This is a genomic window from Halostagnicola larsenii XH-48 (genome assembly GCF_000517625.1).
Lineage (GTDB): Archaea > Halobacteriota > Halobacteria > Halobacteriales > Natrialbaceae > Halostagnicola > Halostagnicola larsenii.
In genome coordinates, this window is the sequence record NZ_CP007055.1 from 230,046 (window position 1) to 250,418 (window position 20,373).

The window sequence follows — 20,373 nt, forward strand, 5'->3', positions numbered from 1 at the left end:
TCTAATCGAAAGACTGGGGCATCCAAACGATCTCGCTGTGCTTTTCAACTGCTTCTTTGAATTTTAGTTCTGCACCATCGTTGCTGAATTGGATGTTGCAGGTTAGGACGTTGTATTCTGGGTTTCGTGCCAATCGCTCCATTACTTCCAGTTGACTGCGTTCTGGTTCAGCATATGGCCCGGTCTTAATTTCCAGCAGATAGGTTTGCCTCTCAATATCGTCTCGTCCATAGATGTCGATTGTGAATTTGAAGTCTGCTTCCCAACGTTTAGTGATTACTTTGCCAGTATCGGATACTTCACGTGACTCAAAAGGGATGTTGGTTCGTTTCTGTACATATATTTTAGCATCTTCCGCATCTAACCCTTTGAAAAGAAGGTGTGGGTGGTTTCTGAAGTATTTTTCAAAATAGGATGATCCAATTGCTTCTCCGATGTTTCCTTTGTAGTCGCCGGAAAGGTTAGAAAGATCGTTGAGATCAAGTGTTGTCATTATATGAATTAGTTGGATAGTAAACTTGTAAGTATACTTGTCTACGGACCGGATTCCTTCTCTCAAAAGCACGGTTTATACAGATCATATGTCAACTCTATTTGTGATCCGAATCACTGATAAGGATTGACAATAGATTTAGAGAAAATGAAACCGGTGGACAAATTCGGGAACAGAATCCATCCTTCTGTCTTTGATAAATTGTCTGATTTCGGTGATTTACTTCGTAAACTCGGATATTCCGAGTCACGGACCAAACCGAACCTATTCTACTACAGTCCGTCTGGAAGGATCGCTTTCTTTATGGATATGCGAGGGACCGCAATCGTAGATATTGCTGAGGATACTCGCCCACTATTCTACTGGGACATCGATATTGAGATGGAAAATTGGGCCAAACGACGCCTTCTCAAAGAAGAGAATGAACGCTTGGCTGATCACGGCGTACCTTTACGACTGAGCGGAGCACGTCATTTCTCTGCTTTCGGCGGGTCCAGTCCGGGTGACGGAGATCACCTTTCTAACCCCTTTGGTCCAGCAGATGGTTATTGTGAGTCCTGTGGCTGCGACTTCAGCGATTCTGGCTACTATTGCTCTGAGGAATGTGAAAGAGAAGAGCGACCAGATCGTTTCTGTAGGGCTTGCGAAGATCGAGTTGATACGTTAGAGATCGTTCGGCACCACGTTAGTTACTTTCCAGAAGAGATTGTCGTTGTTTGCCGATCCTGCCACAACAAAATCCATTTCAGTGATCAATATCCCGAACTCACCCCTCCTGAAGAAGAGATACGCCGGTTCTATGACGAAGAACAGGAGGAGGATTCAGACACAGAAATAACAGAAAGTTCTGGTCCTGAGTCAGCAATTGCAGCAGAGGAGGAATCGGAAGAACCAGATCGAGGATGGAAAGACATCTTTCCCTTTGATCCTCGACCAGCACAACGTGACGGAATTGAGTCTGCTCTCCCTGTCTTAGATGAGGACGGCTATCTAATTCTGGAAGGGGCATGTGGGACCGGAAAAACCATTATGGCCCTTACCGCAGCGATCAACCAAATTGTAAACGGTGAGAAAGAAAGGCTCGTTGTAATCACGCCTCTCAAGCAGCAACAACAGCAATTCGTGGAGGATTTGAGAGAGATCAATCAGAATCTCCTCGAATATGAGCAGTTGAATGGTCTTTCCCTCGTCGGAAAGAAAGAGGTCTGCCCATATTCTCGTGAGGGGCTTGTCGATTTCTCACCAGAAAATGTTCAAGGGAGATGCTCAGACCTTCGTAGAGAGACCCGTGAGACATTTACCGGCGGTGAGCCAGTCGCTGAACAAGCCCGTAGGATCGTCGATGGCGCGTATGTTGGTGCATCGAGTCCTGACCCCGATGCAGACTATTGGCCGGGTGTAGAGACAGCGGGCAGCTGGTCTCATTTCCCACAGTCCGAATTACCAACTACTGATGACTCAGAGGTTTGTCCCTTCTACGCACAACATTACGCCTATGAGAAACGGCCACGATTCGGTTTTACTGATGCTCCGAATCACGTTTTCTCCGGTGAGGACCTTGTTAGAACGGCGGTGGACGAAAATTACTGTCCTCATTCGGCAATGTACGCTCTCATAGAGCGAGCAAATGTTCTCATTGCAAATTATACTCATCTATTCAATGATGGGGTTCGCGCACTCCTAGACGAATTTATCGACGATAAAACGCTTCTCATCGTTGACGAAGCACATAATCTTGAACCACGAGTACGAACTGGCCTTGATCGAACGAAGGCGTTTTCTACAATCCAGTCAGCGACGAATGACCTCGAATCCTTCCTCAATAGCGGTTTGATCCAACCGTACAGTCTTGACGAAGAGATCGCTCCAGAATTAACTAAACGCCATCTGCAACGTGCATATGATTGCTTAGACACGTTCACCGATGCTGTACATCAGGAAATTTCTGGCCACTTAGATTCGGAATACACCGGATGGAATGAGGAAATCGCTAATACCTTGCGTGATTCCGATGAACGACTCGATTATATCGAAGAGCCAGATTCTCTTAGAGAGAAATGTGATTTGCCTCGCTTTGAAGAGATGGCTCTCCAGCCCTTAGAGAGCAACATTGAGCAAGTAGATTCTATTAGCCAAAAGATTGAGGAGCTGGAAGGATCAGAGGACGATCTTAATCCATTTTCTTGCCTTGCTCAGGTCGCAGAAGCGATGAGAGACGCAATTGATACCTATGCTAATCAAGTTGATTCCAGTGAGGGCGGGTCGCTTACAGACCCCTTCGATACTGCGAGTTCACAGTCAACGGGTGATGGTGATATTTTAGCAACCCCATTTGGCCGTGCAGCCATCGGACGGTATCAAGAATGGGTAGAAGAAGACGGGCACTATACTGACTCGCCTGAACTTAGTACGCTTGGGCGATTCATAGATGGATGGCATGAGTTGGATTCAATTCGTCATATCCGACTCGCTGAACTGAATTGGGATTGGGACCTGCGAAGCGAACAGGCTATAGAAGAGTGGTCTCACAACGAAAAATCGGCATGGCAGGCAGCGTACCGGGTAACACTCAACGTCGCTAACTGCGTCCCTGAAAAGCGTATTCACGATGAACTCGCGGAATTTGGGGGAGGAATCGTGATGAGTGCTACTCTCGAACCGATGGATGTCTTTCGTGAAGTGACTGGGTTAGACGATCTAGAGGGGGATCGGCCTATTGTTGAGGCCCGGTATTCAGACCCCGGATACCCATCCGAGAACCGGGCTACGTTAGTTGTTGACTCGGATTGGTTCGTTCAAAGCAGTCGAGGCAATATGACACAGGATCGTTCTAAGATGACTAGCACACGAGAGGAGTTTGCTGATATTATCGAGGTCGTTGCAAGAACTCACGGAAATATACTCATCGTGATGCCGAGTTACGATGAAGCAGAGTGGGCGAGTACCCTCCTTAACGAGTCTTCTCTCGTCACAAAGGACGTGTTGCTGGACCAATCCTCAACAAACAAAGAAACGGAGGAACTCAAACAATCCTTTTTCCGTGGTGGAAGTAAAGTCCTCGTGACAAGCTCCCATGGAACGCTCATCGAGGGAGTAGATTATGATGGTGAGAAATTGAATACGGTCCTTGTTTGTGGAATACCTATCAGAGGAGGTCTAAGGACACGAGCAGTACGACGAGCCTATGACCACGCTTTCAATGGGAATGGGTTCGAGTATGCACTCTTAGTTCCAGCAGTCCGTCAAACGAGGCAGGCACTTGGCCGTGTGATTAGGGGACCAGATGACGTTGGTACGCGGATTTTAGCTGATGAACGATACACTGGTAGGAACCGTTCTTCTGCGTATGAATACCTCTCTGAGCGTGAGCGTGAGGAAGCAACTATAATTTCGCCACAGTCGCTTTTCGATTCACTGGATATGTTCTGGCGATCTCACGGGAGGCATTGAGATGATGGTTTGTCGGCGTCTTCTCTACGTCACAGCGGCAATTAGCATACTTGCTAAAATCATATGTCTCTAGGTGGAAAATAGTGCTGCCAATATGGAAATCCAGCCTATTTTATATCAATCTTTGACCAGTATGATGTATGGAGATCAAGCCGAAGATTCGATCTGTAGTTGAACACATTACCTTCGGATACGGTGTTCACTATCATCAGTACATCACAAAGCCGGTTAGTTGAGAGGTCTGCTTGCCGAAGTGTGTCTAAAACCCAGTAAACAGACAGTGATATTCACGAGGACCAGCTTCTTAACTTCCTCGTCAAGGGAATTGACGAGGAAGATGCTCTCACTCTCGCTGAAAACGCCGAACTTGACACTGAAGACATCTATGAGGTCCCGTCGGCGCAAGCGCCGACGAGGACCTCGGTCTCCACACTCTGTGAGAGAAGTGAAGATTCACCCCACGAAAACTCGGTTCTCTACCATCTCCGCACCAAATTCGATCTCGAAACGCTCGAACGGGTTGGCAGCACGCTCCTCCAGAAGGATGTTCTCGATGTCCTTCCCGAGCAGGTGGAGGTCTGCGCAGACCTCTATCTGCGGCCATACTACGGTGACGAGGACGAAATCGAGGGTCTCTATCACTCCGAAGCGTGGAACACCCGCGTTCCACACCTACGCAACACTCTACGCCCGTGTGAGGAACAAGCGCTACACGCTGGCGGTGTCGCCGTCTTCGAGACGGCGCACCGCCAGCAGCGTCCTCGCTGAGTTCTTTAGTATCCTCGACGGCCTTGACCTCAGCGTCAAGGCTGTCTACCTTGACCGCGAATTCTACGACAGCAAGTGTTTGACGCTGCTTCAGGCACACAATTACACCTACGTCATGCCGATCGTCCGCTGGGGAAAGACGATAAAGCAAGAACTCTCGGAAGGCTGGAGTCGTGTGATTCAACACAGTCTGACAGGGAAACTCGACAGTCACAGCTGGACCGTCAAGTTTCGCGTCTACATCGACTGTACCTACCAGAAGGGACGGTACGACGAGCTTGGAGTGGCGCGTCAGCGGCGTAGCCGTGACGCGCCGTTCATCAACTCACCACGAGACGCTCGATACCACTACGCGAAACGCTTCGGTATCGAGGCGAGCTACCGACTCTCCGAACAAAGTATTGCGACAACCTCGACGCAAAATCCGGTCGTACGGCTGTTGTACGTTGTAGTGAGTTTGCTGTTACAGAACATCTGGCAGTATTTGCACTGGGAGTATGTGGCGACGCCCGCCTCGGCGGGGCGTCGCTTCTGGGAGTGGTCGTTCAAGGGTTCATCAACATGATCCGACGGGCAGCGGGGACGGCACTCGCTGTGCGTCGGGCCGTCCCCGCAAATCGACCACCGGACAACTTGTTTACCCAGTAATCACCAACCAGACCAGCCTTCGGCGGGAGTGGCGACAGCTCTCCATCAAGCCATCCCTGATTCTCTCGTCGAGACCACCAGTACAACTGATCCAACACAGAGCTCAGGATTCAGAAACAGCTAGCGGAGGATGCTTTGTGAGGTACTGAATTTGTTTAATTGGCGGGTCCGATCAACTGCCTGTTGATCAAGTGGCTTCTCATCCTGTAGCACACCTGTATGATTCACAACCGAATCAACGACCAAGAGGGTCAACATGGGAGAGACAGATAGTGGTACGAATAGAGCTGGAGCATCCAAGATCAATCTAGCCGACGAAATCTCTGGAAAGCAGTTTCAAGATTGGTATCAGGAGCGGGAATTCCGGAAAAACATCGAAAACGGAAAGCCGTATTTCAACGGACCACCGTCGGTTCCGTCACCTCGAAAACATAGTCCGAGCCAGATACTGCAATGCCACCGAAAAATCACATACCGCCAATGCAACGCGCCAGCAGAAAAACCGAATCCAGCCGGGATGTTTTGGTTTGGGTCACAGTTTGAGAAAGACCTTGTGTTAGATTTCCTTAAGGAATCTATAGTTGATGACCACGAATACGTCTCGAACTCGCTCTGGGTCGATTTCACCGTCCAAACGGACGCTGGTAAGATACAGATCAAGGGAGAAACAGATCCTGTAATCGTTGATTCAGATGGTAAGCCGTTGCTTCTCACGGAGATCAAAACCAAACAATCTGTAGACAACGTTCACTCGTCGAATAAACATCATCGGGCACAGGCGCATGCCTATATGAAGGGATTGAGTGAGAAACACGACCGGAAAGTGACAGAAGCAGTCGTCCTGTACGGGAGTCGAAAAACTCTGGATGTCAAAGCGTTCCACATCGAATTTGATCCGTGGTTCTGGCGCAATACTGTCCTATCCTGGGCGGAGACACATACCTCGTACCGACTCGACGAGGAGTTGCCACCGGCAAATCCCGAGTACGGCTGGGAGTGTAGCTTTTGTTCCTTTAGGGAGAGGTGTGGTCGAGGGAGTGCAAGTTACGAGAACGTAGGTCCTGTAGGATTTCTGCCGTTCCATGAATACCCTCGAGGGGAGGTGCGACGTCATCTGGAGAGTCACGAGAATGTAAAGCTCACACCGACTCTCTCAGAGCGGTATCCAGAATTAACGGACAGATTTGGGGTGCATGATTGGCGATGTGAACGTTGCGACGCGACCCATTCGCACGAATCAGTCGAATGGAATGGAAATCTTTCGGAGCCACCCCTCTGCCCCTCTTGTTGCGATCACGGTGTGCCAGCTACACTGCGTGGGGATTCTATCCTCTCATCGAGGAAAAGGGGTGAATGAAATGGACGGGACCCACATTCCGAAACGAGAGGAATCGATCGATCAAAGAGACTCTGAAGACGAGCCAGAACTCGACGCTGGTATCTATGCAAGAACCTCTTCCCCGTCTCAAAAGTCAAAATACTCCATTGACGAACAGATTAACCGTTGCTGGGAACAGTGCGAAGCAGCTGGTTGGTCAGTCGAGTATGTGTTCTTCGATAAAGCAGAATCGGGTCGAGACGTAGACAGGCCACAGTTTCAGAAGATGCTGGAACAAGCCGAAGGAGGTCGGATCGATGTCGTCATATTCTGGAAGTTAGATCGGTTTTGCCGGTCGCTTGCGGATCTGGTTCGAATAGAAGACAAGTTGCGCTCCTGGGACGTTGGGCTACAGAGTGTAACGGAGTATATCGACACGACGTCTCCAGTTGGCAGGTTCAACTTTCGGAACCTTGCATCGGCTGCAGAACTGGAAAGTGATCTCACGAGCCAACGGGTCCAAATCGGCATGTATGGACTGGCCAAAGATCACAAGTGGCCGAACGACCACCCACCACTCGGTTACGAGAAAAACAGCGATGGACGATTGGAGGTTAACGACGAGGAGGCGTCTCTCGTCCAGTGGATCTTTCGGATTTACCTCGAGGAGCGCTCCATGCCTCAGGTGGCCTATCTACTGAATGAGAAGGATCTCACGACGAAGAAAGGCGAGAGATGGTGTCGCCAATCGGTAAGAACTGTACTTAGTAACGAGTTGTACATCGGGGAGTACGAACTGGCAGACTTCAATGAATATGTGGAGGAATATCAAATTGTAAGCGAATATCTGTTCGAAGCAGTCGTCAAGACTCGATATCGGTTTCAAAGTGCGAGTAACGAGATGGATCCACGGCGAAAGAAATCGAAAAGCGAGAAGATATTGGGCCACTTCAAGACAATGGTTGAGAGAGGTGACGGATAGTGGCCGAAACAACCTGCCCACAATGCGATGGACAAATAAAAGAAATGAATCCGAAGTCTGGTACCTCCATTTGCCAGAATTGTGGATTAGTCGATCCAGAAACGAATACCGAGCAGTCAAACGGGGATAATAAAACGGATGGATCGGACATCCCTGTACAAACAGAAGCCACATCGCCGAACGTAACGTGGGTGAGCGACGTCAGTGTCAAGGACTCGTCTGACGAAAATATAGTTGAGCTACTCTTATCTCTTGACGGGGCAGCTCAGCAGCTGAGGTTTAGCAGAAACAATCGAATCCGTGCAGCCGAACTGGTGATCTCTGGGTGGGAAAATCGTCTTCTACACGGCCGTACTCAGGATGCCCTCGTAGGTGCATGCGTTTACCTGGCATCCCGGGAAAATGAACAGCCTGTGCCCGTCAGTATTGTAGCAAAGGTTGTCGGTGAGAGACAAGGGCTAATCAGTAATTCATACCGGGACCTGATTAGGACGTTAGAACTTGAGGTACCTGTTGCCGGACCAGAGGCCTACGCTCAATATTTAGGAGAGGAGCTAGGAATTCAGGACGGTCTCGTTCGGGAAGTTGAGGACATTCTAGACAGGGAAGTCGATATAAGCGGGAATCCAGCTGGTATCGCTGTTGGAGCACTCTACCTCATTGCTACCGCTCATGGTCACGAGATAACACTATCTGAGGCCGGAAAAGCGGCTGGTGTAGCTAAAGAAACGGTCTGGCGAAAAGTCAACGATCTCCGGAAATTAGAAGTCTGTGAGAAGTACCTGATTCAGTCCTGATTCATCATCCTCATCGCCAATTTGATCTTCACGGACTTGATCGGTAGATGTCTCTCCTGACCACGTGAACTTGAGATCTGGCCGTTCAAAGCCACGCTGATATTTGTCTGGAAGTAAATCGGTCCCAAACACATTATCGCACCTCAAGCACGTATACGAGTAATCCCAGTCTCCGTCCTTGTTCTGATCGATTTCAAAGTGTTCAGTCTCAGGGCAAGAAGGACACCGCAATGGGAGTGTGTCGTGTAATGCGTTGAATTCCTCTTGCGTGAGAAGGGGACCCTGGTGGTCACAGTCTTGGCAGACGTAGTTTTTCAACTTCGTTCCCCAGCGCTCAATATCTCCATTATGCTGTAGATCACCGCCGCATTTTCTGCACTGCGTGTCGATGCTGTCAATCAGAGTCAGGACGTACTCTTCGCCATATTGCTCAGCGGCTCGCTCTACAGGCCTAGGAACCGCTCGAGTACCTGTCGGAACTGAACTCCGTCTATCAAGGATTTCTTGGACTGCGTTGAAGACCTCTAGATCGATGACTGCAAGCTGTGGGTTCTCCTTGATAACCTCGCCTTCGAGTGTTAGTTGGCCCAGACACAGACGGCTCCGAAGGAGTGTTTTGAGTTGAGAGTCACTTACAGTTCGGTTATATCGGTCATTGATCGTCCGTTTCACCTCCGCCCGGTTTTGCTCTTGCCGATATAACTCGAAAATTTCAGGAATGATTGCCTCACCTTGCTCAGTCAACAAAACGTAATCATCTTCGTCTTTGTAGTAACCGAAAGGTGGCTGTCCGAAAGGCCACTTACCCTGCTCAAGTTTGCCAATCTGGCCGTCGCGTGCATTGTCACGGATCCGCTGGTACCATTCCCGTGAGAAAACGACCTGACGAACTAACATCTGAAAGTCGTAAAGATCATCCCAGTCGAAGTAGCCGTGTGTGCCAGCGTAGAGGATGACGTCGGCTTCCTTCAACCGTTTCAGATATTCGAAGCTCTCCCAGGGATCCGCCCGAGTCAGACGATCAAGTTTCGAGACGCCTACAACATCAATCTCGTCCTCCTCTGCGAGAACTGCAATCTCTTCTAGTGATTCTCTCTTTACGGTAGCCGCTGATTCAGCGACTTCCACTTCTTTCCGAACATCTCCGTCAACACTGTTAACTTCCTTCTCAAGGTTATCGAGTTGTCTCTCGGTACTCTGACCAGCCATTTGAGGACCAGTACTTACGCGCGAAAGGAGCGCCCATCGGTCACCATCTACCTTATCACGTCGCAAGAGACCCAACAACAGAGGGAAGAAAATGCTATTCTCCATGAACAAGAATTGAAGCAGAATAGTCGCGCCTGCTGTAAGGATTATTAGCCTCGTTTTAGTATGGATGGACTGTCCATACCCTTGCACATATGCACTTAATGACTTTAGGATGGACAGCTCACCTATGTGTTGCCAGCCGTCCGTTCGATCGTATTCGCGGCTTCGTTAGCGTCCGGTGGCGGCCCCGTCGGGAGGCCGAGAACGATCCCGACGATCGCGATGCTGACGATACTGAGCGCCAGCCAGACGTACCACGCGTCTGCGGGGGCCTCCAGTTCCATGTGGACTCTGGCCGGGTAATCGCACTTAAACTCTCAGTCGGGAGGTGACCACCGGACGACCGCTATCAGAACCCGATATCGATCGTCACGATCGCCAGGAGGTAGATAACCGTCGCCGAGGTGAGCGCCCGACCGACGTGATAGCCGATCAGCGCCCGATCGAGTCCGTGACGAAGCGCCAGCGAGAGCGGAATCAACACGAAACACAACGTGAGCACGAACACGCCGACCGAAAGCGCCAGGTAGTCCGGGGAAAACGCCGTCGCCCCGTCGATAGCTCCCAGATCCATCTCGGCCATCATCGTCGCCAATCCAACGGTTGCGCCGGCTACGAGCGGCCCGAAGTAGGCGGCCGTGCTGTCGAGCGTTCCCGTCACTTCCTCGAGGTTTCGTTTGGTTTCGCTCTCGAGTTCTTCGAGTTCCTCGAGGTGGTCGGCCATCGAAACGATCGCGCGTCCGGCGGGTCTTCCCTCGTCGGTGGCGAGCGCGAGCAAGGCTGCCGTTCCGTGGACTCGCGGGCTCGGAATCGACTCGAGCGCGCCGTAAGTGCCGAAAAACGCTTCTTCGACGCTGACGTGCAGTCGTCGTTGCAGTCCGGCCGCACGCGCGAACACGGCACCGGTTTCGGCGGGCACGCGTTCCCCGGCGAGTGCGATAGCCGATTCGACCGACTCTCCTTCCGATACCTGTCGACCGACGAGGTAGAGCGCGTCAGTGAGGTACCGCTCGACGTCGCGGACGTAGTTCCTGACGCGCAAGATCGGTCCGTAGACTGCGAGCAAACCGCTCCCGATACCGAGACCCAGACCGGCAACAGGGGAGAGCGCAGCGTACCCGAGCGCGTTCGTTCCGAGGTAGGCTCCAGCACCGACGATGATTCCACACAGGGATCGGACCCACAAGCGATCGGGAACGTCAGGATGCGTGTGGTCGATTTTCGGTGGCGGGAACGCGACCGGTCGTCGGACGAGCAACCAGACGCCAGCAGCGACGAGTGCGCCCGGTAAGACGATGTTGTAGAACAGGACGACCATCCAGATGTTGACCGGAATCCCGACCATCGGGACCGATGGGACGAGCGAGACGACTGCGAGCGGAAGCATGACACCGAATGCAAACAGCGCGGTCGTCGGTCCGCGAATCGCGGCTGTAAAATCAGCCATCTGATTTCGTGTCCCGTTGAGAACCGCCGATAGCGCTCTATCGAGCGTTCTGGCTCGCTCTGCCTCGGGCGCTTGTTGTGCGGTCGCGAGGAGGTGAGCCGACCGCCGAAGCGCCGGAAACCGCTCGTCCCACTCGTCGGCGAACGAGAGGAGCCCAGTTCGCGGGGTCCCCATCGAACGATCGATGTGGCCGTCGAGACTCGCGGCCAACGGTCCTCGGCCCGTCGACGCCGCGAACCGAACGGCGCTCTCGAGGGCTGGCTGAACCTGCATTCGAAGCACTGCGCGTCCGATCAGGTTGGGGGTATCGCCTAAGGCTTCGGTTCGGCGGAACGCTGCGACGAGTTTCGGTCCCGCGTGGACAGCGTGAATGGCGGCTAACGGCGTTATGAGTCCGAAAAACGCCACGACCGGAAGCGGAACCGGGACGATGAAAAGCGGGAGCACCAGCGCGACCGAACTGACGCCGGCACCGTACCCTGCCCGGAGAACCGTTTCGGCCTCGAGCGACGATTCGATAAACGACAACGAGTCCTCGAGTTCGTCGCTCGCATCGACGTCCCACGGGTACAGTTTCGCGAGGGATTCGAGGAGGATGGGAATCGAACGCATCGGTTTATGCGAGTCGATGGCCTGCGTAGGCCGTAGCAACGTCCTGTGGAGTCGATCGGCCGTCCGCGGCAAGTCCGGATAGTTGTCGTGTTCGTGACTCGATCGCGTCTCGAACGTCTGCATACGTCTCCGTCGGTCCGGCCAACCGATCGACGAATCGACTCTCACCCCGTTCGATTCGGCCCGTCGGGGCCGCCTGATCGCCCTCGAGTTCGTACAGCGGTTCGAATCGAACGTCGTCGCCGCGGCCGATCACCTCCTCGACCGCGGCGAGACGCCGCTTTCGTCCGCCATCGGATCCGTGGGTTTGGACAGTTACGACGAGATCCGTCGCACCGAACGACGAGGGTTGAACTCCCAAATCCGAAACGACGCGTTCGTAGACAGCGGCGCCGCCGTCGCCGTGTATCGTTCCGAGCACGGCGTTGGCGTTCGCACCGACCCGCATCGCCTCGTAGAGGACCTGTGCCTCTTCGCCGCGGATCTCGCCGACGACGAGCGCTCCGTCACCGAGACGAAGGGCCGTTCGAAGGGCTTCGGTGGGCGATATATCGGGACCATCTCCGAGACCGGTTCGCAGAGCTTGTACGTCGCGGCCGACAGACTGGAGGCAGTCGACGGGAAGTTCGGGCGTATCTTCGATGACGACCGTTCGCGTGTCAGGCGTCAGTTCGTACAGTAGCGTTCCGAGAAGCGTGGTCTTTCCCGCGCCGCGGGTTCCCGCGATCAGCGTTGCCGCGCTTCGCTCGATTGCGACCGAAAGAAACGCTGCCGCCGCCGCCGGCATCGTCCCGTTTGCGACGAGTGCGGGCAGCGTAAACGTCTCGTCGGCCTGCTCGCGGAACGCGAACGCGATTCCGTCCGCAACCGGGTCGGTGATCCCCGCGATTCGAACGGCCGTTCCGTTCTCGAGTGTGGCCGTCGCGTCTACCGTCGGTGTCGCTCGAGAAAACGGGCGGCCGCTGGTTCGGCGCACGCGGGAGGCGAGCGCCTTCGAACCGCTGGTGGTCAGATAGACGTTCGTCCCCATCGATTCGCCATCGACGACGACGCGAACCGGATTCCGTGCGACCGGCGACGTTGCATAGACATCGGTGATCCGTGGGTCCGCGAACAGATCCTCGAGAACGCCGTATCCGCTCGTATGTTTTGCGAGAATCTTCGTCAGTTGCGGGTCGACCGGCCCGTCAGCTACCGATTCGACGGCGCGAGACGGCGCACGATCTCCATCGACTGCACCGTCTGCGATCGCTTCGTATCCATCGAGGAGAACCGGCGTCTGTGCCCCCAGCGAAAGGTCGATCAACTCGAGTTCGTAGAGTGGCACGTTGTCGTCTCTCTCGTAGATCCGTGCGGTCGTCCCCGTCTCGAGCGTTCGGATGTCGCGCAGTCGAGCAGCGTCGCTGATCGATTGATCGATAAAGGAGTGTGCAATCGAGAGTCCGACTAGCGGTGTCAGGATCTCGTCGTAGCTTTCGACTCCAGATAACACCGTACTAAGCCCGGATTCGACACCGATATCCGCTATCTCCCCGATACGTCCGTCAAGTTCGGCGGCGACCGCGAGCGGATCTTCGGCTGCGGTCTCGGTCAATCGCTCGTCTCGTTCGCCCAGCAGTTCGATGAACCGCCCCGCCGCCGCGAGTACTGCGACGCCGCGACTGGAATACCGGTACTCGAGTCCGTTCGACCGAACGACGATCGATTCCGCCTCGCGATCCGCGAGCGTTTCGATAACGGCTCGCCTGCAGGCTTTCGATTCGGCGAGATCGCCGGAACAGTTCGCCGCATCGACGTATATCGTCCGTTCGTCGAACACCGGGTCACACTGACAAGCGCTCGAGGTTCTCGACCGATTGCCCGCGTCTGCCAACCCGACCGCTTCGGCCAGCGTTCGAGCGGACAGCGATCCGAGCGAACGCGATGAGTCGTTTTTCGACATGGCCCGCTCTCGCTCGGCTTGGGTTTTAAACTCACGGGCGGTGACATCAATCAGGTATGAACGATGGCACCGATCAGGTATCGATGACGGCACCTGTCACGCTTGATCGACGGTAACGACGGGATCGCCATCCGAATCAGCCTCGAGTCGGAGCACGACCGTCCGCTCGCCGCTACCACTGCCGAGATCGACGCTCTCGTTTCTCGTCGGATCTTCTGAGACGATCGGTGCAGCGATCGATTGCTGTCGTTCGTTCCGTCCCTCGGCCGCGTAGGAAACGACGCTCGTGTCGTCGTGAATACGCTCGACCTCGAAAGAATCGACGGGTACGGTTGTCATCGATGATTCCGGAAACTCGAGCGTGACAGCCCGTCGAGGCGCGGGAGCGCCATCGTGGGAAACTTCTTCGGTTTCGAACAGCGAGACTGCAGCGGTCTCGAGGTCGGTCACCTCCGTCTCGAGCTGTCGCTCGGTTTGGATCTCGCCAGCGAGATTGACCGCCGGAATCGACAGTGCGAGCAATCCGACGGTGAGTAGCACCGCGAGAACGTATCTGATCATAGTCGTTTCAGTGTCACCAGTGTCACTTTCGGGAATGTTCGAAGCCGCTCACGTCGAGCCATGGCGCAGCTTCGTACTTAAACTCGGAGCGCGTTCGAGAGATCGCTGCGATTGGGCGGGCTACAGTTTATACGTGATACGTCGGCAAGGCTCGGTGTGACATTCGTAATCGGTCGAGATGCGGAGCGAACGAGCGGCGCTGTCGGCCACCTGGGAAACTACCGGGCGCTCGACGGGAGCGCCGGTGCGCAGTTCCACCTCGATCTGGACGGCCCGCATGCAGTGTCGATCGTCGGCAAACGCGGCTACGGCAAGTCGTTCACGCTCGGCGTCATCGCGGAAGCACTCGCTCGAGCGCCCGGCGTCGCTCCCGTCCTCATCGATCCGATGGGTGTATTCGATACGCTCGAGGAATCGGCAGGCGACGACGCCGTTTCGGTGACCGTGCTCGAGCGTCCGTCGGTCAATCCGGAGACGCTCGATCCGCGGTCGTGGTGTGCGTTGGTGGGTCTCGACCCCGAAAGCGGGGCCGGCGGCTTACTCTGGCGGGCCGCACAGGAAACTGCGACGCTCGAGGCCATGCGAGCCCATATCGATTCGGCCGACGCGCCACGGTCCGACGTGCGCGCGGCGAACAATCACCTGAACCTCGCGTCGTCGTGGGGCGTTTTCGAAAGTGACGGTGTCGCTGTGCCGGATCTCTCCGGATCCGACGTAACCGTCATCGACGTTTCCGGTATGGACGCCGCACCGATGAACGCGATCTGTCGGGGCGTTGCCGAAACGCTGTACGGCGCTCGAGTAACGGATTCGATCGAACGGCTGCCGTGGCTTATGGTCGACGAAGCGCACACGTTTTTCGACGGCGTGGCCGGCCCCGCGCTCGAGACGATACTGACACGCGGTCGCGCACCGGGTGTGAGTCTCGTCATGGCGACGCAGCGACCGGGATCCGTTCCCGAGGTCGGACTCTCGCAATCCGACATAATCCTCTCACACCGACTCACCTCACGGGCTGATCTCGAGGCGCTCGAACGCGCCCGCCCGACGTACATGAACACTACGCTCGAGAATCGAATGCCCGACGCTCCCGGCGACGTCGTGGTGATCGACGACGCGACGGAGACCACCCACGCGGGACGGATTCGACCGCGGGAAACCCCACACGGCGGGGAGAGTCCTCGCGCGAGCGACGTATTTCCGGCGGAGTGAGCCGAGTGGCGGTGCTTGAAGTGTCAAATCACCGTGCCAGATCGTCGTCATCGGCGATCCACGATCGACGCTATAATTTAAGTACCAATCCGGGACCAACGCCGGTATGTACCAGAACATCGCTGGCGATTTCGACGGCCGTTCAGTGGCCGCTCGAAGCGTCTCCCTTCGGTGCTCACCCAGCTCGGGGGGTGAGTATGCCTTTCTCTCGCGTGAATAAGGGCCAGACGGAGCCGCTCGCTGCTCTCGTCGCGGTTTCGGCGTTCCTTGTCGGAATCGGTCTCTACGGCGCATACGTCACCGACACGCTGCCCGGAACGAACGATCGAACGCCGGAAGAGACAACGATCGACCGCGTATGGGCTGATCTCGAGGATAACGGCGTCTTTCTCGCACACGAGAGTCCCCGGAACGTTTCGAACGAAATCGAACCGGTATCCGTTCCGAACGGGAAGTACAGCCGCATTTCCGTCGAGGTGTACACCGATGGAACCCCGGAAACGATCGCGGTGGCGCGGTTCGACGACATGGGGCGTCCCCTCTCGGTCGAAGACGCCGACGAACCGCCAGCCGAGGCACGTATGGCAAAGCGGAGCGTCCCCGTAACGGTCGAAACCCACGCAGCCGTTCGATCCGGCACGCTCCGAGTCGAGGTGTGGTCCTAATGGGGCCCGCTGCGGACCGCGGGGTGAGTACCGTCGTGGACATCACGCTCGCCTTGCTTCTGGTCAGCGCGAGCGTGTTGCTGATTGGCGTTGCGCTTTCCAGCCCGGATGAATCTGGCCACGAGGAGCGCCCGGAGCAGGCCCTCGAGAGCATGAGTGCAACGACCGGAACGGTGCTGTACGATATTGCGGATACGAACGATGCGGGCGTTTCGACGGTAGAAAGCGAGAACTTCGATCCGCCGGGGAACCGTGAGACGACGGTATCCGACTCGCTCTACGAGGTAACGACGTACGGATCGTCTATCGGGCTTCTGGCGGATGCTGCGCTCGCGAACCTCGGATTCGACGGGAACGACCGCTTCGCCTACGGCGATGTCTACGAAGCGGCCGTCGACGACTCGATTCGAGAGACACACGTCGCCAGCGAAGACAACGTGTACGCAGTCGCGACGTGGCACCCGTACGAGGGATCGTCGCTCAGCGGGACTGCGACGGCAGGAAAGCGGCCGCCGTCTACCGAGGACGTCTCGAGCGTGAGTACGACGGTTACCAGCAACGTTCCGCCAGTCGACTCCGAGGAACTGGCGCGTGAATTCGAACGAGAAGAAACGAGCGACGTCGGAACGCCGTTCGTCGACGATGCCGAGGCTGACGGCTTCGACGCGGCTGCCATCGTTCTCGCCGAGTCGATCGTCGAGGGATACTTCCCGCTCGAGGACACCCAGTACGCACTCGAGTCGTCGCTCACCGAGCGATCGGTCGCGGTCTACGATTACAGGCAAATGGCAGACTCCGTGGATGTCGATGTCGACGAACACGTTACCGGGAGTTCGCCGGACGCGGCCGCGGCCAACGAAACGCTCGTCGGCGAGATCGATTCCGATGATGGGCTCGGTGCGCAGATTGCGGCCGATATGCGAACCGGCCCGATCGGTGAGGAAATCTCCAAAATATGGAACGAATCGCCGACTGACACCGTCGTCGACCGACTCGAGGAGGCGTTCGAACGACTCGTCTCACCGGAGACGGTCGATGTCACCGTTCAAACCTGGGACCCATGACCGGTGACCGAGACGACAGACCGATAGTTTCGATCGACCTCGACGAACGCGGTCGGATCCCCTTCTCGCTGATCGCGGTACTGCTCTTGCTCTCGAGCGTGCTGATCGTTACGACGCTCGAAACACGATCCGAGCCGACTATCGAGCGGGACACGGATCGGGCGATGGACCGCACGCTCGCGGCAACGCAGGGTGAACTTCGAACCGCCGTCCTCGATGCGAGTTATCGGGCCGGAACGGCACCGGTCATCTCCGATACCGAAAGCGAGGTCGAGGCGATTGCAAACGCGGACGATCAGGAAGAGCGCTTCCGGAACTACGTCAAACTCCTCGTCTACCTCGAGGCGACCGAAACGCTCTCGAACGCCGGCGGTACCGTCGGTTCGCAAACACAGACCACCGTCTCGATTCCCTCCGTTACGGCGTCTGGAAACGGTGCATCGATCGATCCCGACGAGGCAATCGATCGGGTCGCTCTCGATATCGGGCATTTCGATGACGATGTCGAGATGGGAACCCTCGCGGCGACGATCGACGATGTCGAATTTCGCGTCACTCGAGACGGGGTCGAAGAACTCGAGGAAACCCGCTCGATCACAGTGAGTGTCGGGACTCCGGTGTTCGAACTCCACGACAGGATGGTCGAGTACGAATCCCAGTTGAACGCCGGCTTCTTCGACGAATCGATAGACTCGAGCGTCGACGGTCTCGGACAACACCTCGGTGCGCGCCTCTATCCGTTCGCCTACTTCAAGGCCGGCTGGGATCGCACGCAGCTGACTCGAACCCCCGATCAACACGATTTCGAGGAGGTGATCGACGTCAAGCACACGGAGGTGCTCGCCAACGACGCGATATTCGACGTTCAGAACGATGTATTCGGAACACAGGATCCGTACGCCGATCGAACGATGCGGCCCGGATACGTCTGTATGGCTACGCAGATCGGAGATGACCTCGCGAGTAGCGGCAGTTCCAACGGATCAGATTCGATAATCGACCGGGACGCCGTCGACATCGATACCGATACCGACGAAGTCGAAAACGAAACGTCGATCGACAGCGTCGAAGACCAACTTTGTGACGGGGGCGAAGTACAGGAGTGGCTCTTTGGGGACAACGCCACGGGCGAACTCCCCGAAATGCCGGAGCTATCCGAGCTACTCGTCGACGGGCTCGGAGAGACGAACGTGATGGATGGCAGGCAGGAAGTTCCCCTCGAGGATGTCGCACAAGCAGCACACATGGAGTACTCCACCGAAGAAGCTCAAGACATTGTCGGATGGATGGAAGATCAAACGACCGACGAAATGGCGGCGGGGAATATTGCAGCCGAAACAGATATCGACGACGCCGATCTCCCGGACGGAGACGACGAATACGATCGGAGCGTTCGAGATATCGTCGAGGAACTCTATCAGATCGACCTCGAGCGCGACGCTGATTCAATCTACGTCTCCGGGGGACTGCCTCCAACCGATTCCCCCGATGACCGAGAGAATTACACCAAAGCAGACGATACGACCGTCGTCGATACCGTCTCGGAAATCTCTGTCGGCCACGAAACGTTCGAAGACGGGAACGCGAGCGATCGAACGCTTCACGAAGTGAGTGTCGCGGCCGACCTCCAACTCGAGCGGACCCAGACCTGGGAGTCCGATGATCCCGAAAACGTGACGCCGGCGACGAAAACGATCAGTGCCGACCGAACAGTGTCGCTCACAGCGGATATCGATATCGACGGTGAGTACGAGTTCTATCGGCAGGGAGAGTACTACGACCGCGAGGAGTTCCCGGTCGAGGATCGACCTCTCGAACGCGATTACGAGTCAGGATACACTGACGACGATGTTTGGCGAGACAACTTCGAAGAAGGGTTCGAATTGGGGATCACCGAGTTAACGACGGCGGAGTCATCCGACGACGTGCGTAACGATTTCGCCGCCGAGATCGAATCGCTCGAGGGCGAGACGATCTCGTCGACGGAAACGCTCGAAGATACCATCGAAGACGGCCTGGTAGCGGGCGATTCGACACATACTGTCGAATTCGACGATCTCAAACCGGATTCGGGGGACGACCTCCTCGAGGAGGTTCGAACCGACCTGGCGGAGACCCATTCCGAGTTCCTCGAGACGATCGACGAGGCGCCCTTCGAGGTCGAACGAACCGAGCTGATGGAGACACCGACGCCGCCAGAGCGAGCGATCGACCACATTCAAGCCGAACACGAAGACGACTTCGTCTACAACGATCTCGAGGGAGAGACGTACGAAACGCCGGCAGCGGAGGCGACTGCACAGGTTCGGAAGGCGTACTTCGATCGGATCTACTACTGGCTCGAACTCGTCGCAGAGCCCTACGAAGCACAGCTAGACGAGACGGGTGACTACGTCGACGATGCCGGTGGGAGTGGCGTGGATGCCCTCGACGACGTACTCGCGTTCACGCAGAACGCGATGAACGCCGACGTGGACTACGATCCAGACGATCTCGAGGGATCGCCGGTGCTCGAGGATGCGCAGTTCGAAGTCGCCGGATCGCCGACGTATCTCACCGCCGAGAACATTAGTCAGGACAGAGATCCAGCGATACGCCCAGCTGGGGACACGATCACTGATGTCGATGGCGAAACCGAACACGCATCGCTGGCGATTCACACCGACAACCGTGTCGGGTGGCCCGGCGTGCCGCTAATCCCGTATCCACCGACGTTCTATCTCGGGCAACTCAATAGCTGGAACGTCGACGTTCGTGGCGAGTACGCCCGCTTCGAAGTGAGCGCGACTGTTGGCGACGCCTCGAGTACCGGCCGACTTTCGTTCGTGCGTGAAAACCAACCGATCGAACTGACGCTCGAGGATGGAAGCAATGTCACCGTCGGTTCGAACGAACCGATCGACTTCGATAGCTCCACGGAGGTTATCGTGATGATGCCTGGCGGAGTGATGGCAAGTGGTGGGGTGCCTTCTGTTGCGGACATTGGTGGAACTATCAATGATGGAATTGAACATTGTTCCCAAACTTGGAACTTTGTGGGACCAGATTATAATTCGGATAGTGTTAATGAGTTAGAATGCCATCCAGAAAACTAGCATTTCAT

At 55.5% G+C, this 20,373-nt stretch carries 13 protein-coding genes and 2 pseudogenes; 9 read left to right on the forward strand and 6 right to left on the reverse strand.

Features of this window, described 5'->3' with window-relative positions; translation table 11 throughout:
- Position 1: 1 nt before the first annotated feature.
- Positions 2-493: a hypothetical protein gene (locus HALLA_RS01120; RefSeq protein ID WP_157231304.1), complete on the reverse strand. Its 492-nt coding sequence runs from the start codon at positions 491-493 to the stop codon at positions 2-4.
- A gap of 147 nt (positions 494-640) precedes the next feature.
- Between HALLA_RS01120 and HALLA_RS19820 the strand changes: the two genes are divergently transcribed.
- From HALLA_RS19820 to HALLA_RS19830, 5 genes and pseudogenes are all read left to right on the forward strand, one after another.
- Positions 641-3,943 carry a helicase C-terminal domain-containing protein gene (locus tag HALLA_RS19820; RefSeq protein ID WP_157231305.1) on the forward strand — a complete coding sequence of 1,101 codons (3,303 nt, stop codon included), beginning with the start codon at positions 641-643 and terminating at the stop codon, positions 3,941-3,943.
- A gap of 285 nt (positions 3,944-4,228) precedes the next feature.
- Positions 4,229-5,359, forward strand: a pseudogene (locus HALLA_RS01135) (ISH3 family transposase).
- A 256-nt stretch (positions 5,360-5,615) separates the two neighbouring features.
- The gene (locus HALLA_RS19825) at positions 5,616-6,716 is read left to right on the forward strand and encodes a CRISPR-associated protein Cas4 (protein WP_084568888.1); all 1,101 of its coding nucleotides are present in this window, start codon (positions 5,616-5,618) and stop codon (positions 6,714-6,716) included.
- A gap of 1 nt (position 6,717) precedes the next feature.
- A complete protein-coding gene (locus HALLA_RS01145; protein ID WP_049951669.1) occupies positions 6,718-7,659 on the forward strand; it encodes a recombinase family protein in 942 nt (313 codons plus the stop codon).
- Positions 7,659-8,456 carry a hypothetical protein gene (locus HALLA_RS19830; protein ID WP_157231306.1) on the forward strand — a complete coding sequence of 266 codons (798 nt, stop codon included), beginning with the start codon at positions 7,659-7,661 and terminating at the stop codon, positions 8,454-8,456. Before HALLA_RS01145 ends, HALLA_RS19830 begins: the two co-directional genes overlap by 1 nt.
- On the opposite strand, the gene HALLA_RS01150 is transcribed toward HALLA_RS19830, so the two are convergent.
- The 5 genes and pseudogenes from HALLA_RS01150 to HALLA_RS01165 all read right to left on the reverse strand — a co-directional run bounded on the left by HALLA_RS01150 (position 8,421) and on the right by HALLA_RS01165 (position 14,329).
- Positions 8,421-9,770, reverse strand: coding sequence for a recombinase family protein (locus HALLA_RS01150; RefSeq protein ID WP_157231307.1), 1,350 nt, complete (start codon positions 9,768-9,770; stop codon positions 8,421-8,423). The genes HALLA_RS19830 and HALLA_RS01150 overlap by 36 nt on opposite strands.
- Before the next feature lie 125 nt (positions 9,771-9,895).
- A pseudogene (locus HALLA_RS20385) lies at positions 9,896-10,051 on the reverse strand (DUF7283 family protein); the annotation flags it as partial.
- A gap of 65 nt (positions 10,052-10,116) precedes the next feature.
- Entirely contained in the window at positions 10,117-11,826 is a 1,710-nt protein-coding gene (locus HALLA_RS01155) for a hypothetical protein (RefSeq protein ID WP_049951671.1), read from the reverse strand.
- Positions 11,827-11,830: 4 nt separating this feature from the next.
- A complete protein-coding gene (locus HALLA_RS01160; protein WP_049951672.1) occupies positions 11,831-13,768 on the reverse strand; it encodes an ATPase, T2SS/T4P/T4SS family in 1,938 nt (645 codons plus the stop codon).
- Between the two features lie 96 nt (positions 13,769-13,864).
- Positions 13,865-14,329, reverse strand: a complete 465-nt coding sequence (locus HALLA_RS01165) for a DUF7311 family protein (protein WP_049951673.1) — start codon at positions 14,327-14,329, stop codon at positions 13,865-13,867.
- A gap of 156 nt (positions 14,330-14,485) precedes the next feature.
- Between HALLA_RS01165 and HALLA_RS01170 the strand changes: the two genes are divergently transcribed.
- The 4 genes from HALLA_RS01170 (at position 14,486) to HALLA_RS01185 (ending at position 20,365) form a co-directional block, all read left to right on the forward strand.
- The gene (locus HALLA_RS01170) at positions 14,486-15,541 is read left to right on the forward strand and encodes an ATP-binding protein (protein ID WP_049951674.1); all 1,056 of its coding nucleotides are present in this window, start codon (positions 14,486-14,488) and stop codon (positions 15,539-15,541) included.
- A 197-nt stretch (positions 15,542-15,738) separates the two neighbouring features.
- Positions 15,739-16,206, forward strand: a complete 468-nt coding sequence (locus tag HALLA_RS01175) for a DUF7285 family protein (protein ID WP_157231309.1) — start codon at positions 15,739-15,741, stop codon at positions 16,204-16,206.
- Positions 16,206-17,270, forward strand: coding sequence for a DUF7284 family protein (locus HALLA_RS01180; protein ID WP_049951676.1), 1,065 nt, complete (start codon positions 16,206-16,208; stop codon positions 17,268-17,270). The genes HALLA_RS01175 and HALLA_RS01180 overlap by 1 nt, the downstream gene beginning before the upstream one ends.
- The gene (locus tag HALLA_RS01185) at positions 17,267-20,365 is read left to right on the forward strand and encodes a DUF7286 family protein (RefSeq protein WP_049951677.1); all 3,099 of its coding nucleotides are present in this window, start codon (positions 17,267-17,269) and stop codon (positions 20,363-20,365) included. Before HALLA_RS01180 ends, HALLA_RS01185 begins: the two co-directional genes overlap by 4 nt.
- Positions 20,366-20,373 lie beyond the last annotated feature (8 nt).